Origin of the sequence: Candidatus Accumulibacter meliphilus, assembly GCF_036625345.1 — a bacterium.
Taxonomy (GTDB): Bacteria; Pseudomonadota; Gammaproteobacteria; order Burkholderiales; family Rhodocyclaceae; genus Accumulibacter; species Accumulibacter meliphilus.
Genome location: NZ_JAZKTZ010000006.1, coordinates 177,069 through 191,440 on the forward strand (window position 1 = coordinate 177,069; position 14,372 = coordinate 191,440).

Below are 14,372 nucleotides of genomic sequence, written 5' to 3' on the forward strand. Positions count from 1 at the left end.
GCATGGCTTCATTCTTATAAGGAGCGACGCATGTATCGCTACGACAGTACTGACCAACAACTGATTGACGAGCGCGTAAGCCAGTATCGCGGCCAGATGGAGCGCCACCTGGCGGGCGAACTCTCGGCTGACGAGCTGCGTCCGCTACGCCTGCAGAACGGGCTCTACATCCAGCGGCACGGTCCGATGCTGCGCATCGCCATTCCCTACGGCATGCTCTCGTCGGCGCAGCTGCGCAAGCTGGCCGAAATATCGCGCCGCTACGACCGTGCCGTCGGGCACTTCACGACGCGCCAGAACATGCAGCTCAACTGGCCGCAGTTCGAGGAGACCCCGGAGATCCTGGCCGAGCTGGCGAGCGTCGAAATGCACGCCGTGCAGACCTCGGGCAACTGCATCCGCAACATCACCAGCGATCAGTTTGCCGGCGTCGCGCCGGACGAACTGGTCGACCCGCGCCCGTACTGCGAACTGCTGCGGCAATGGTCGACTTTTCATCCGGAATTCGCCTTCCTGCCGCGCAAGTTCAAGATCGCGGTCAATGCCGCAGCGCAGGACCGCGCGGTGATCCGGGCGCACGACATCGGACTCGAAGTGGTCAGCGACGAGCGCGGCGAGATCGGCTTCAAGGTCCTCGTCGGTGGCGGTCTTGGGCGCACGCCGATCCTCGGCAAGGTGATTCGCGAGTTTCTGCCGCGCCGGCACATCCTCTCCTACCTCGAGGCCATCCTGCGCCTGTATAACCGCTACGGTCGCCGTGACAACATGTACAAGGCACGTATCAAGATTCTCGTGCAGGCGCTCGGCAGCGAGGAGTTTGCGCGCCAGGTCGAGGCCGAGTGGGCGCATCTGCGCGACGGCGAGACGACGGTCACCGACGCCGAGTTCGACCGTATCGCCGGCCATTTCGAGCCGCCAGCCTGGGAGACGCTGCCTGCCGAAGACCCCGTGCATAACGCCCGCCTGACGACCGACAAGGCTTTCGCCAACTGGGTCAAGCGCTGCGTGCACGCACACAAGACGCCGGGTTATGCGGCGGTGACGCTGTCGCTGAAAGCGCCGGGCGTCGCTCCCGGCAATATCAGCGACGCGCAGATGATTGCCGTCGCCGACTTCGCCGACCGTTTCAGCTTCGGCGAGCTGCGCGTCAGCCATGAACAGAACCTGATCCTTTCCGACGTCAAGCTGGGCGATCTGCACGAGCTCTGGCAACTCGCCCGCGGCCAGCGCCTGGCGACCGCCAACATCGGTCTGCTGACGGACATGATCTGCTGCCCTGGCGGCGACCTCTGTGCGCTGGCCAATGCGCGCTCGCTACCGATCGCCGAGGCGGTGAACGACAAGTTCGATGACCTCGACTATCTGTACGACATCGGCGACATCTCGCTCAACATCTCCGGCTGCATGAACTCCTGCGGCCACCATCACGTCGCCAACATCGGCATTCTCGGCGTCGACAAGAATGACGAGGAGTGGTACCAGATCACCGTCGGCGGCGAGCAGGGCAACGACGCGATCATCGGCAAGGTCATCGGCCCTTCCTTCTACGCCCAGGAAGTGCCCGAGGTCATCGAAGCACTGATCGCCGTCTATCTCGAACGGCGCACCGCCAGCGAGCGCTTCATCGACACCTGGCAGCGTGTCGGCGCCGAGCCCTTCAAGGCACGCGCCTACGCCGGTCGCGACCGTCGCCGCACGGCCAAGGTCGCCGGCAAGGAAAGCCAAGCAAAGGAAATCGTCAATGCCTAGGATCATCAAGAATACGCAGATCGTCGAAGACCACTGGCAGGTGCTGACCCTCGCCGAGAACGAAACCCCGGAAGCCGTCGCCCTGCCCGCCGCGCCGACACTGCTGCCGCTGGCCGTCTGGCTGGCGCGCCGCGACGAGATCGTCACCGCAGGCCTGGCGCACGGCGTCTGGCTGGATGCCGGCGAGGGTCCGGAAGCAGTGGCTGACGACCTCGAACGTTTGCCGGTCATCGGCGTCAATTTCCCGAAGTTCACTGACGGCCGCAGCTACTCCAGCGCCCGTCTGCTGCGCGAGCGCTACGCCTACCGCGGCGAGATTCGCGCCCTCGGCGACGTGCAGCAGGACCAGCTGTTCTTCATGCGCCGCTGCGGCATCGACGCCTACGCCCTGCGTGCCGACAAGGACATCGAAAAGGCGCTCGCCGGTCTGGCGGTCTTCAGCGACACCTACCAGGCGGCGGTCGACCAGCCGCAACCGCTGTTTCGTCGGCGCACGGCACGCGGCCAGGAGGCGGCATGAAGCACCTCGGCACACTCGACGACCCGGCGCTGCTCGACGCGCTGGCCAGCAAAGTCGCTGCCGCACGCCACCTGTTGCGCGCAATCGCCGACGATTTCTCGCCGGCCGCTTTTGCCAGCAGTCTCGGTGCCGAAGACATGGTGCTCACCGATCTGATCGTCACCGAGCGGCTCGACATCGAGATCTTCTCGCTCGACACCGGCCGCCTGCCGGTCGAGACTTACGAGCTGATCGCCAGGGTGAAAAGTCACTACGGGCTTGCGCTGCGCCTGTATTATCCGCGCCACGATCTGGCCGAGGCATGGACGCGTGAGAACGGCATCAACGCTTTCTACGAGTCGGTGGAGCTGCGCAAGGGCTGCTGTCATTTCCGCAAGGTCGAACCCCTGCAACGCGCGCTGGCCGGCCGCAAGGCCTGGATCACCGGCATGCGTGCGCAGCAATCGGCGACTCGTGAGGACTTGCCGCTGCGCAGTTTCGACGTCGGCAGCGGGGGCCTCGAGAAATTCAACCCGCTCACGGCATGGAGCGAACGCGAAGTCTGGGCCTACCTCAAGCAGCAGCAGGTACCGTACAACGCCCTGCACGACCAGTTCTACCCGAGCATCGGCTGCGCGCCGTGCACGCGCGCAATCACGCCGGGAGAAGATGTACGCGCCGGCCGCTGGTGGTGGGAGAATCCAGACTCGAAGGAATGCGGCTTGCACCTCAAGCGCGCCTGAAACCCGCACCGACAGACAACCGATGAATCACACAGGTCAATCATGAGCAGCACAGCACTTTCCAGTGTCACCCTTTCCCATCTCGACTGGCTCGAATCCGAGGCCATCCACATCATGCGCGAGGTTGCCGGCCAATGCAGCAACCCGGTGCTGCTGTTCTCCGGCGGCAAGGACTCGATCTGCATGCTGCGTATCGCCGAGAAAGCCTTTCGCCCAGGCCGTTTCCCGTTCCCGCTGATGCATATCGATACCGGCCACAACTACCAGGAAGTCACCGACTTCCGCGACCAGCGCGCCGCCGAGCTCGGCGAGCGGCTGATCGTGCGTTCGCTCGAGGACTCGATGGCGCGCGGCACGGTGGTTCTCAAGTCCGCCGACGAACCGCGCAACAAGCACCAGTCGATAACCCTGCTCGAAGCAATCGAGGAATTCGCTTTCGACGCCTGCATTGGTGGGGCACGCCGCGACGAGGAAAAGGCACGTGCCAAGGAGCGAATTTTTTCCTTCCGCGACGAATTCGGCCAATGGGACCCCAAGAACCAGCGCCCCGAGCTCTGGGACCTCTATAACGCACGCAGCTTCAAAGGCGAAAACATTCGCGTTTTCCCGATCTCGAACTGGACCGAAATCGACGTCTGGCAGTACATCGAGCGCGAGCGACTGGCCCTGCCATCGATCTACTTCGCGCACCGCCGCCCAATCGTCCGGCGCAGCGGCGGCATGCTGCCGGTCACCGCGGTGACACCGGTCAAGCCCGGCGAAGTGGTGGAAGAAAGGATGGTTCGCTTTCGTACCGTCGGCGATATCACCTGCACAGCGCCGGTCGAGTCAGACGCCGACAGCGTCGCCAAGATCATCGCCGAAACGGCAATCACGACGATCACCGAGCGTGGCGCCACCCGCCTCGACGACCAGACCTCGGACGCGTCGATGGAGCAACGCAAGAAGGAAGGCTATTTCTGATGTCCGCAATCGACCCCATTGAACCCATGCAAGCACTCCCCCTGGAAGATGCACCCGACAACGGCCTGCTGCGCTTTCTGACCTGCGGCAGCGTCGACGACGGCAAGAGCACGCTGATCGGTCGCCTGTTGTACGACAGCAAGACGATTCTCGCCGACACCCTGCACGCCATGCAGCGCACGTCCGAAAAACGCGGGCTGGATGTTGTCGACCTGTCGCTGCTCACCGACGGCCTGCAGGCCGAGCGCGAACAGGGAATCACCATCGACGTCGCCTATCGTTACTTCACCACCGGCACGCGCAAATACATCATCGCCGATGCCCCAGGCCACGAGCAGTACACGCGCAACATGGTCACCGCCGCGTCGACGGCCGACCTGGCGATCATCCTCATTGATGCCCGCAAGGGCGTGCTCGCGCAGACCCGCCGCCACTCCTATATTGCGCACCTGCTGGGCATCCCGCAGGTCGTCGTGGCAGTGAACAAGATGGATCTGGTCGACTACTCGCCAGAAATCTTCGCACGCATCAAGGCCGACTATCTGGCCTTCGCCGGCAGACTGGGGATCGAAAACATTCGCTTCATGCCGATGTCGGCGCTGCACGGCGACATGATCGTCGAGCGTGGCGAGCGGCTTGGCTGGTACGAGGGGCCGAGCCTGATCGAAGTCCTCGAAACGGTGCCGGCGGTCCATAGCGCACACACCGAAAAATTCCGCTTCCCGGTGCAATACGTCTGCCGCCCGCAGGATTCGGCCAATCCGGAGCTACACGATTATCGTGGCTTCATGGGCCGTGTCGAGTCCGGCGAATTGGCGGTCGGCGACGCGGTGACGGTGCTGCCCTCGGGCCTGGAGACACGCGTCAAGGACATCCAGGTGCTCGCCGAGTCACTGCCCTGCGCCACCGCCGAGCAATCGGTGACCATCCTCCTCGACGACGAGATCGACATCTCGCGCGGCGACATGATCGTCAAGAGCGGCGAACTGCCGACGCTCAGCAAACAGATCGACGCCATGCTCTGCTGGCTGGCCGAAGCAGCGCTCGACCCACGCCGCAAATACCTTATTCGTCACACTACCCGCGACAGCAAGGCGATGCTCGCCGGCATCGATTACCGCATCGATATCAACACCATGGAACAACAGGCGTGCGAGCGGCTGGTGATGAATGACATCGCCCGCGTGCGCTTCAAACTGGCGCAGCCGATTTTTGCCGACCCCTACGCGGAAAGCCGCGGCACCGGCGCCTTCATCGTCATCGACGAATCGTCGAACAACACCATCGGCGCCGGCATGATTCTCTGACCGGCACGGCCTGCTGTGGTCATGGATATTCACGGAAAGCCGATCGCCGAACGCATAGCCTGGCTGTTCGGCCTGGCTGAGCGCCATGCGGCGATGTACCGCAGCCCGGAAGCCTGGCTGGCACGCCAGCGCTATCAGGCCGAGCACCCGACGGCGATCGCGGTCCTCAAGTGCATGGACGGACGCATCAACATCCCGGTGGCGACCAACACCCCGGTCGGCCTGCTGATGCCTTTTCGCAACCTCGGTGGGATCTTCGACCTCGGCTGGCCGCACCTCGGCGAAGTGCTCGCGCACCATGTGCAGCGCGTCGTCAACGCCGGACGGCATGTGCTTTTCCTGGTCACCTACCACTACTCGGAGGGCGAGCCACGGCGCGGTTGTGCCGGCTTCGACTACGACACGGCGGCAGCCATCGCCCATACCTACGAGATACGCCGCCAGGTCGAACACATTTTCGGCAGCGACCACGGTACCGTCTATCCGCTGGTATGCGGTTTCGAAACCGACGAAGACGCACTGGTGATCCACGGCACAACTGGCGAACAACTGCACCTCGCCAGCTTGACCGCCGCCGACCGGGCAACACTCGAACAACGCCTCGCCGCCCTGCTGCCCGACATGCCGGCACAGATGCGCGCCGATCTGCTGCCGCTGCTGCACGGTAATCTCGAACATATCGCGAGCGTACGCTCGCAGATCCGCAGTCGCGAGCGCCTGCTGGACATTGAGCACCGCGAGTGGACGATTTGTCTCGGGCGTGGCTTCGATTTCCTGCACACGCCCAATGTCGCCTTGATCATCGGCCCCTACAGCCCCAATCTCGACGTCCCGATCCGCAAGGCGGCCGGGATCATCGAGGCCAACATGCGCGCTGGACGCATTCCTGACGACGGTTTTCTGCTCCTGGCGTCGGTGCCGTACGAGGAAATCGGCGTAGACCGCGCGCGTGCCGAACTCAAGTCGAACTTCCTGTCGAGCTTCGCCGCCGACGTCATTCGCCGTGAATTCCCCCGCCTCGGCGAGCAGATGACAACGCGCACGGCGGTCCTCGACTGGCGCTCGCGAACCCTGGAAGCGATCGCCAGCCAGCAGTAGCCGCGTCGCGAGACACCTGGCGGCGGCCGGCCAAGCGACAGAGCGTGGCGGCAAGCTGTTAGAATCGCGCCCTCTGTCTACCGGCCTTGCCTATCATGTCCCAGAATTCACGCCTGATTTTCGGCTTCCATTCGACGCTCGCCAAACTCCGTCACGACCCCGGCGCAATTCGTGAAATCTACGTCGACGCGGCTCGCCACGACGCTCGCCTGCGTGATCTGGTTCGCCAGGCGGAGTTCGCCACGGTGCGCATCCTGCCGGTGGACGGCGCGCGACTGCAGGCGATGGCGCCAGGCGCCCGGCACCAGGGAGTGATCGCCACGGTCGATGCGACGCCGCGGCACGTGACTCTGGATGACGTTCTCGACACTCTCGACGAACCGGCCTTCCTGCTGATCCTCGACGGCATTCAGGATCCGCATAACCTCGGCGCCTGCCTGCGAGTTGCCGATGCCGTCGGCGCGCACGCGGTCGTCGCGCCCAAGGATCGTGCCGTTGGCTTGACGCAGGCGGCCGTGAAAGTGGCCAGTGGTGCCGCCGAGACGGTCCCGTACGTCACGGTCACCAATCTCGCACGCACACTGCGCGAACTAAAGGAAAGGGAAATCTGGATCGTCGGAACCGATGCCGACGCCAATGACGATCTCTACAGCGCCCAGTGGCCAACGGCCTGCGCCTGGGTACTCGGCGCCGAAGGCGACGGTCTGCGCCGCCTGACGCGCGAGACCTGCGACCAACTGGTGAACATCCCGATGCTCGGCTCGGTCGCCAGCCTCAATGTCTCGGTCGCCACCGGCGTCTGCCTCTACGAGGCGCGCCGTCGGCGCGGGCCAGCCAGCAACTTCGGCAATTCCAGCCGTTCCAATAGTTCCTAATCCTTGTACGAGTAGCGGTAGACGTAGCCTTTGTAACCGTAGCGGTAACGCTGGCGGCTGACATTGAGGTCGTTGAAGACGAAGCCCTTGACTTCGACGCCAGCCTGATTGAGGCGCTTGACCGCTTGCTCGAGTTCGCGAATCGGGTGCTTGCCCGAACGGGCGACCATCAGGGTGGCACCGACATGGCGTCCAATGATCGCCGCATCGGAAACGGCCAGCACCGGCGGCGCATCGACGATCACGGTGTCGAAGCGTTCGCCGAGTTGCGTCAGCAAGGTGACAAAGCGCTCGTGCATGAGCAACTCGGAAGGATTGGGCGGGATCTGGCCGGTAGAGATCACCCACAGATTGGCGACTGAAGTCGTTTTCAGAATCGCGTCCAGCGAAGCCTGTCCGGCAACGTACTCCGAGATTCCGCACGCACGCTCCCTGCCGAACTCCTTGTGGATATGCCCACGGCGCAGGTCCGCATCGACGATCACCACGCGCTTGCCGACCTGTGCCAGCACGACACCAAGGTTCTTGGAAATGAAGCTCTTGCCGAGGCCGGGACTCGAACCGGTGATCAACAGGGAGTTGCGTTTTGCGTCAAGCAACGCAAAGTGAAGCGTCGTGCGCAGGCCGCGCAGGCTCTCGACCGCGTCGTCTTCCGGAAAAGACACGGCCAGCAACTCGCCGACGCCTGCTTTCGACTTGCGGTGCAAATCAATTTCGGTCTTGCTGTGCGGGACCGTGGCATAGACCGGCAGGCCTAGCTGCGACTCGATGATCTCGGGGTCCTCGACAACCACACGCAGCGCCCGCAGCAGCCAGATGATGACCATGCTCAGCAGCACGCCGAGCAGCAGGGAAATGGCCAGAATCGCGATCGGCTTGGCGCCAACCGGTTCACGAGCGACCGCCGCCGGATCAATGATGCGCACATCGCCCACCGTACCTGCCTTTGATACCCGCAATTGCTGGGCGGTATTGAGCAGTTCGGTATAGAGCCTGTTCGAGACTTCGACATCACGCGCCAGACGGAGAACCGTCTGCTGCGTATCCGGCAAGGCCGCGACATCGGCGTCAAAGGCCTTGCGACGCTCGGTGAGACGCTGCAACTTGTTGTCCATCGCCTGAATCCTGGGATGCTCTGGAGTGAAGCGCTCGCGCAGTTCGTCCCGCTCCTGCTTGAGCAACACGGCGGCGTTTTCGACCTCGAGCAGAGACTTCAGCACCCCCTGCGTCTCCAGGCTCAAGTCGAGAGAACCACGGCTTTGACGATAGTTGTTGTACGCCGCCTCGGCGCTATCGACCTGTGTCTTGAGAGCGGGAAGCTGGGTTTCGAGAAAGGCCAGGGTCTTCTCGGCTTCGGCCGAACGCCGTTCCACATTCTGGCGAACATAGGTATTCATGATGTCGTCGAGAACAATGCCAATCTGCTCAGGATCCGGCCCCACCAGACTCAACTCGAGGATACTCGACTTCTTGCCGCGCTCCTTGACCGAGTAACTTTTGCGCAGATTGTCCACGGCTGTTTCGGCGGAAAGTTTCATCAACCGAAACTGTGTTCCTGGCCGCGCCTGGAGCTGCGCGACGAAAATCGAGTAATCCTGGTTACTGGCACGCGTCCCCGCTTTACCCTTGAGGAGTGGCTGATCCTCCCAATCCAGCACTTCGAAAGTGCTGTCGTCACCAGCGACCAGGGTGAGTCTCTGATCCAGAGCGCGTCCCGGAACGTCGAGCGAATCGACCTGAATGCGGTCACCACCCCATGCAAAACTCGACAGACCCAGCCACGGCGAATTCGGTTCATCACCTTCGTAGCGCCGGCTGACTGCGCCGCCAATCAAGGGCAGTGTTCTGGGAACGGCCACGATGTCCAGCTTCAGCTTGCTGACCACCCGCCCGAGGACCATCCGCGAGCTGAGGATTTCGAGTTCCGCTGAGACCGTTGTCTCATCACCCAAAAGCGGCTGCAGGGCCGCGAGGGAGCCCATTCCGGAGCTTTTCTCCTCGACTTGCAAGAGACCATCCGCCTGGTAGATCGGCTTCGCAACAAACACCCAAGCCAGGCCAAGAACAAGGGCCAACAGGCTCACCGCGGCAATCAACCACCGATAGTCCATGAGTACGGCAACGATCTCGCCAAGGGCCAGCCCTTCGTCCTCGTCTTCCGAGGACATCTGCTGCATCGGCTGCGCTTGCGCCTGAGCGTCTGATCGGCCGGCGACTCCTGGTGCGGTGGAAGAGTTTTGCGACTGGTGGTTGTCCATGGATCGTCCGTGAGTGCCGCCGCCAGAGTCTTGGCTGGGCGGCTCAGCATGTTAGGCAGTCGTTTGCGGGGGAGCTTAGCCAGCGGCTTGGTCAGCCCCCGACAGGCCTGCCGTGGAAGAAAAGCTCGTCGAGATCAGTACTGCGGTTGTTGGCCGCCGAAAAGTGGATATTGCGTCTGGCTGGTTGTATTAAGCAACACCGCCGTCGGCAGGATTTGGGAGATCACGCGCTGCCAGCGAACGACTGCCGCCGCATCGACATAGACAACATCGCGCGGCCGCAGCGGAAAGCGATCGGCGAGCAACATGGCATCCGGCAGACGGGAATCCAGATGGAAGAGCTCCGGAGTCTCGGTGTCGCCGCGCATGACATAGATCCAGCGTGGGTTGGAAGTCGTCTGACTGATATAGCCAGCGTCGCTGAGCGCTTCGGCGAGCGTCGAGCGCTTCTTGTTCATCACTTGTGAGCCAGGCCGAACGACTTCGCCAAGCACGAAGATCTTGTTGTAGCTGCGGTCCGCGACATTGATGATGTCGCCGTGCTCCAGCAAGGCATTCTGTGCCGTCGCACCATAGTCGTACATTGCCTGGATATCGACCAGATAGGTGCTGCCACGACGAGTCAGCAGCACCCGGCTGTAGTCGGCCTCCGGCGTGAAGCCACCGGCGCGGTTGACCGCCTCGATAACCGTCATCGGAATATCGGTCACGGGCTGGATACCCGGTTTGCTCACCTCGCCGACGACATAGACCTGCTGGCTGCGGAAAGCCACCATGCGCACATCGAGCTGCACCTGCTCGATGTATTTGGCCAACTTGGCCGACAAGATCTTGCGCACTTCAGCGGTGCTCTTGCCCTGGACGTTGATCACTCCCGCGTACGGAAAATAGATCGTTCCATCGTCGGCGACAACGGTGCCCGCCTGCTCGGCGGTGCGGAAGCTGCCGGCCGGAATGGTCAGCTCGGGGTGATCCCAGACGATGATCGAAATGATGTCGCCCGGCCCAAGTTTGTACTCGGGCGTCGGTCCGAAATCCTTGCTGCCGGGACGCGGCGCGTTCTCCGTCGCCTTCCTGGCAACGCTGGTGCCGTCGCCGATGGGCGGCCGGGCGGCCTTGAACATGTCGACGATCAGTTCGGCAGTAATCGGCTTGATCTTGATGTGGGCCGGCACCAGAGCGTCCCCCTGCTGGACCGGCAACATCACCGCAGACTCGTCGCGGTCGCTGTAGCTCTGGTTACCGGGAACAAGGCTGCAGCCTGCCAGAGCGCTGACGGCAAGAGCGATCAAGAGGTGCCGGATTCGACCAGGCACCACGGACGACATTTTCATACTCAGATCCTCGTTTCTATTCGTTCGTGCTCTCGTCGGCACCCTGGGTAACAAAGCGCCGCGAAGTTTACATCGCGAGCGCAGGCACCGCAAATGCAGCCGCCCACTGGGCACCGTGCGTCACGGCCGGACACGCCACGGCCCTTCGCACAACACGGTGCCAGCAGTGTTCATGGTGCAGGGGAGTCTCGAATCACGCCCGCAGATAACGCCGCTCGGGGCGATTGCACGTGCGCTATTTCACGTTCCCGCGCAATAGCGCCCGCGACTTCTCAGCTCGTTCAGCCGAGCTTTTCGACCCAGGGCCCGACTGCGGCTTCGATCAGGCGCAATGCTTCCGCGTGCGCTTCATCGCCGCGCCGATAGGGGTCGGGGATTTCGGTATTCGTCCAGTGCCCGAGCAGGAAGGTCTTGCCGCGGGCAGCGGGGTCCAGTACCAGCACCGCGTCGCGATGGTGCTGTTCCATCACCAGAACCAGCTCGGCCCAGCGCAGGCGCTCACGGACCAACTGGCTGCCGCGGTGCGCGCTGAGGTCGACGCCGCGCGATTGCATCATCGCGCAGGTCGTCGCATCGGCGGGGTGGTTGACCAGCGCACCGATACCCGCTGACTGGGCCTCAACCGGTCGACCGAGCGCTTTAATACGCTGCCGAAGAAAAAACTCGGCCGCCGGACTGCGACAAATGTTTCCTGTGCACACGGTGAGAATTCTGTTGAACATCTCAGCTCTCCCTCACGGGAGGCACGCTGACTTCGAAGGCCACTCCGCCGCCGTTCATCATCCCGCCGCCGCGCTCCATGGAGTAGATCAGCGTGCTGCGTACACTGCGCCGCTCGTGCCAACGTTGACTGCTGTCCATCGTCCTGTCTTCAAGCGCACTGGCTCGCGAGTCGTTCTCGTCCTGACGGCGCATGAAAAGGCGAACATCGACATCGTGCCGCCGACGGAGGTGTTTCTTGATTGCCGACACATCACGCTGGACTTTGCCGATCAGACGCTCATCGCCGTTCGCCGGAACATGCACCACACAATAGACGTTACGACCATCGGTCGCCGAGCTGTTTACCTGGTACACGCTCAGCTGGTAGTCATAGCTGCTGGCCTCCAGCCGCTCGCCTATCAAGCCAAGCAGATCAGGAAACTTCTCCCGACGCACATAGCCAACAAAAATTCCGCGTACCTGAACCGAGGGAAGGCCAAGCGCACGATTGATCCGGCGCAGCCCGGGCACCAACCGCCATGGGCGCAGAATCACCAGCAAGTAAGCCCCAAAAACGATCAGGAAGAGCCAGAACATCAGATATTCGGGAACCCCCAGCAGCAGGCCACCGACACCGATCAGACCCAGGAAAAGCTGCGCGAGCGCGGCAAACGCGACGACATCACAAACCCGATATCCGGCACGAACGAAAAGGTGGTGCAAGTGATGACGGTCGGCTCGAAAAGGCGACTTGCGCAGCCAGATGCGCCGCAGCATGACACCAACCGTATCCATCAGCGGCACCGCAAACAGCCACAAAGCGGTCACCGGAGTCATCGCCGGCGAGTCCCCCTGCGACAGGGCGATGAACAACCAGGCGAACAGGAAGCCCAGCACCATGCTGCCGTTATCACCGAGAAACACCCGCGCCCGACTGTTTCCCGGATAGCGCAGGTTGTAGTACAGGAAGCCTGCCAGGCCGGCGATCAGCGCAACGACGAGGACAAGATAGGCGCCTTGCCCCGCGAAAAAGGCGACCAAGCCGACAAGTGTCAGGCTGACCAAACTCAGCGCGCCCGACAGCCCGTCGATCCCGTCGATCATATTGACCGCATTGATCAGTCCGACAGTGGCGAAAAGCGTCATCGGGATGGACAGCCAACCAAGATCGAAGCCCCAGCCAGGAAGAAGCTCTCCGAAAGACAACAACTCGACGCCGCCGACAAAAACCATTGACAGGGCGACCATCGCCTGAACAACCAAACGCAGCTTGAAGCTGAGGTGCACAATGTCGTCGGCAAGACCGGTAAGAAAAAGGACCAGCACACCAATCAAAATGCCCTGCAGCGGGGAAACAACAAAACCGCCAAACAATGGGTCGAGCACAAGGAACAAGCTGAGCAGGACGGCAAGGATACCCACCCCACCGACGAATGGCGTGCTCACCTCGTGTTGTTTGTGCCCACAGGGGCGGTCCAACATCCCCAGCCAGTCTGCCAGGCTCATGGCAAGTCGAATGGCGGCGCCGCAAATCAGAAAACAAACGCCAAACAATCCGGCAAGCTCCATCACTAGTCTCCCCTTACCCATCAGACACAATTGAGACTGACGTAATGCCATAATTTTACACGTTTTCTACCTTGGCGTTGCGACGATTGCCTCATTGCGTCCCTGTCCCTGGAGACGCGACACGCCCGGTGTCAAACGCGGAAATCGGCGGAACGAGAGTGGCGGCGGCCCGCAGGCGACAACGACGAATCCTCCGAGCAGCCTTTCGCACTATCGCCCATCGTCGCGCCTGGCCGACGGACACGCCAACGGGACGACGTGCTGTCACGCACCCACGCCAGCGTCGAGAAGGCTAACACGGCGCCTGGCTCTTGCCGGCGAACCCCGCCGAAGCGGGGTTCGATAAACACCGACCGGAGACGTTTTTCCTCAGGCGACAACCTTACGTCTGCACATCGCGCCCAGCCCCAGGAGGCCAAGACCGACCAACGCCATGGAGGCCGGCTCGGGAATGGCTGTAAGGTTGACATGAATATTGAAATAGGCATCAGCTGGCAGATCTTGTCCAAACAATGCCTGCGACACGTCGTTGAAGTTATTGAAAGACCAAGCCGCGAAGCTACCCATATTGTCAGCCTGACTGCCGGTGACGCCGGTCAGGGCGTAGAACACGGTATGACTCGGGTCCAGCGGCAGCACGCCGTTATTACCCTGAAGGGTGATCGCCTGGAGAAGCCCAAAACCAAACTGCATGATAGGATCAGACGATAGAGCAGTGTAGTTCGGCCACGCCATTGCCGCATCGAAGAAGTTGGTGACATTCAGCTCTGTCGATCCTGCGTTCATGTCGACCACGCCAGTGTAACTGAACGGCTGAGTCGACAGCCCGGCCGTGCCGCCGTACACGCTGAGGAGCGTGTCCGTGAAATGGAACTGGCCTGTCGCATAGGCCATCGACTGCAGCCCCCCCGGAGTCTGCTCAGGCCGCGCCCCGCACTGATCAGTGCTGGTCGCGAAGCACCCATTGGTGAGATCCAGGTTCATGGCCCCCTTGAACCCGGCAATAGCGGGCGTAGCGGCCATAACCCCTGCCGCCAGCCCCGCTACGGCAAGTGCTTTGGAAAAATTTGACTTGAGATTCATCTCGAGTAGCTCCTTTTGATAGTTGCAATTCTAGCCGACTGTAGTCTGCCAAAGCGGCGGACTGGTCAATCCAGCGTGCTAGGTTTGATGCGACAATAGCAAAGCAAGAATTGCGCCACAATCTCTTCGAAAATTCATTTACCGTTACAAAACAACCTTGTAAAAACACATCCTACGCTTCCGAGCAGCTAG

At 62.0% G+C, this 14,372-nt stretch carries 12 protein-coding genes; 7 read left to right on the top strand and 5 right to left on the bottom strand.

Annotated elements, in window-relative coordinates; translation table 11 throughout:
* The first annotated feature begins 30 nt into the window (after positions 1 to 30).
* The 7 genes from V5B40_RS13865 (at position 31) to rlmB (ending at position 7,234) form a co-directional block, all read left to right on the top strand.
* Positions 31 to 1,749 carry a nitrite/sulfite reductase gene (locus V5B40_RS13865; protein WP_332355051.1) on the top strand — a complete coding sequence of 573 codons (1,719 nt, stop codon included), beginning with the start codon at positions 31 to 33 and terminating at the stop codon, positions 1,747 to 1,749.
* Positions 1,742 to 2,269, top strand: coding sequence for a DUF934 domain-containing protein (locus tag V5B40_RS13870; RefSeq protein WP_332355052.1), 528 nt, complete (start codon positions 1,742 to 1,744; stop codon positions 2,267 to 2,269). Before V5B40_RS13865 ends, V5B40_RS13870 begins: the two co-directional genes overlap by 8 nt.
* Positions 2,266 to 2,991 (top strand): phosphoadenylyl-sulfate reductase, encoded by a 726-nt coding sequence (locus V5B40_RS13875; RefSeq protein ID WP_332355053.1) that lies wholly within the window; start codon positions 2,266 to 2,268, stop codon positions 2,989 to 2,991. Before V5B40_RS13870 ends, V5B40_RS13875 begins: the two co-directional genes overlap by 4 nt.
* 42 nt (positions 2,992 to 3,033) lie before the next feature.
* The gene (gene cysD / locus V5B40_RS13880; RefSeq protein WP_332355054.1) at positions 3,034 to 3,954 is read left to right on the top strand and encodes a sulfate adenylyltransferase subunit CysD; all 921 of its coding nucleotides are present in this window, start codon (positions 3,034 to 3,036) and stop codon (positions 3,952 to 3,954) included.
* A complete protein-coding gene (locus tag V5B40_RS13885) occupies positions 3,954 to 5,261 on the top strand; it encodes a sulfate adenylyltransferase subunit 1 (RefSeq protein WP_434735876.1) in 1,308 nt (435 codons plus the stop codon). The genes cysD and V5B40_RS13885 overlap by 1 nt, the downstream gene beginning before the upstream one ends.
* Before the next feature lie 21 nt (positions 5,262 to 5,282).
* Positions 5,283 to 6,359, top strand: a complete 1,077-nt coding sequence (locus tag V5B40_RS13890) for a hypothetical protein (protein WP_332355055.1) — start codon at positions 5,283 to 5,285, stop codon at positions 6,357 to 6,359.
* A gap of 95 nt (positions 6,360 to 6,454) precedes the next feature.
* Positions 6,455 to 7,234, top strand: coding sequence for a 23S rRNA (guanosine(2251)-2'-O)-methyltransferase RlmB (gene rlmB, locus V5B40_RS13895; RefSeq protein ID WP_332355056.1), 780 nt, complete (start codon positions 6,455 to 6,457; stop codon positions 7,232 to 7,234).
* Here the strand turns inward: rlmB and V5B40_RS13900 are convergent.
* The 5 genes from V5B40_RS13900 to V5B40_RS13920 all read right to left on the bottom strand — a co-directional run bounded on the left by V5B40_RS13900 (position 7,231) and on the right by V5B40_RS13920 (position 14,180).
* Complete coding sequence (locus V5B40_RS13900; protein ID WP_332355057.1) at positions 7,231 to 9,411, bottom strand: polysaccharide biosynthesis tyrosine autokinase; 2,181 nt, start codon at positions 9,409 to 9,411, stop codon at positions 7,231 to 7,233. The genes rlmB and V5B40_RS13900 overlap by 4 nt on opposite strands.
* A gap of 215 nt (positions 9,412 to 9,626) precedes the next feature.
* A complete protein-coding gene (locus tag V5B40_RS13905) occupies positions 9,627 to 10,826 on the bottom strand; it encodes a polysaccharide biosynthesis/export family protein (protein WP_332355058.1) in 1,200 nt (399 codons plus the stop codon).
* 281 nt (positions 10,827 to 11,107) lie between these two features.
* Entirely contained in the window at positions 11,108 to 11,548 is a 441-nt protein-coding gene (locus tag V5B40_RS13910; RefSeq protein ID WP_332355059.1) for a low molecular weight protein-tyrosine-phosphatase, read from the bottom strand.
* A gap of 1 nt (position 11,549) precedes the next feature.
* Positions 11,550 to 13,097: an MraY family glycosyltransferase gene (locus V5B40_RS13915; protein WP_332355060.1), complete on the bottom strand. Its 1,548-nt coding sequence runs from the start codon at positions 13,095 to 13,097 to the stop codon at positions 11,550 to 11,552.
* Positions 13,098 to 13,466: 369 nt separating this feature from the next.
* Positions 13,467 to 14,180 carry a PEP-CTERM sorting domain-containing protein gene (locus V5B40_RS13920; protein WP_332355061.1) on the bottom strand — a complete coding sequence of 238 codons (714 nt, stop codon included), beginning with the start codon at positions 14,178 to 14,180 and terminating at the stop codon, positions 13,467 to 13,469.
* Between the last annotated feature and the right edge of the window lie 192 nt (positions 14,181 to 14,372).

Coding starts and splice junctions, on each gene's coding strand:
- V5B40_RS13865 (WP_332355051.1), top strand. CDS start 31: ATGTATCGCTACGACAGTACTGACCAACAACTGATTGACGAGCGCGTA.
- V5B40_RS13870 (WP_332355052.1), top strand. CDS start 1,742: ATGCCTAGGATCATCAAGAATACGCAGATCGTCGAAGACCACTGGCAG.
- V5B40_RS13875 (WP_332355053.1), top strand. CDS start 2,266: ATGAAGCACCTCGGCACACTCGACGACCCGGCGCTGCTCGACGCGCTG.
- cysD (WP_332355054.1), top strand. CDS start 3,034: ATGAGCAGCACAGCACTTTCCAGTGTCACCCTTTCCCATCTCGACTGG.
- V5B40_RS13885 (WP_434735876.1), top strand. CDS start 3,954: ATGTCCGCAATCGACCCCATTGAACCCATGCAAGCACTCCCCCTGGAA.
- V5B40_RS13890 (WP_332355055.1), top strand. CDS start 5,283: ATGGATATTCACGGAAAGCCGATCGCCGAACGCATAGCCTGGCTGTTC.
- rlmB (WP_332355056.1), top strand. CDS start 6,455: ATGTCCCAGAATTCACGCCTGATTTTCGGCTTCCATTCGACGCTCGCC.
- V5B40_RS13900 (WP_332355057.1), bottom strand. CDS start 9,411: ATGCAGCAGATGTCCTCGGAAGACGAGGACGAAGGGCTGGCCCTTGGC.
- V5B40_RS13905 (WP_332355058.1), bottom strand. CDS start 10,826: ATGAAAATGTCGTCCGTGGTGCCTGGTCGAATCCGGCACCTCTTGATC.
- V5B40_RS13910 (WP_332355059.1), bottom strand. CDS start 11,548: ATGTTCAACAGAATTCTCACCGTGTGCACAGGAAACATTTGTCGCAGT.
- V5B40_RS13915 (WP_332355060.1), bottom strand. CDS start 13,097: ATGGAGCTTGCCGGATTGTTTGGCGTTTGTTTTCTGATTTGCGGCGCC.
- V5B40_RS13920 (WP_332355061.1), bottom strand. CDS start 14,180: ATGAATCTCAAGTCAAATTTTTCCAAAGCACTTGCCGTAGCGGGGCTG.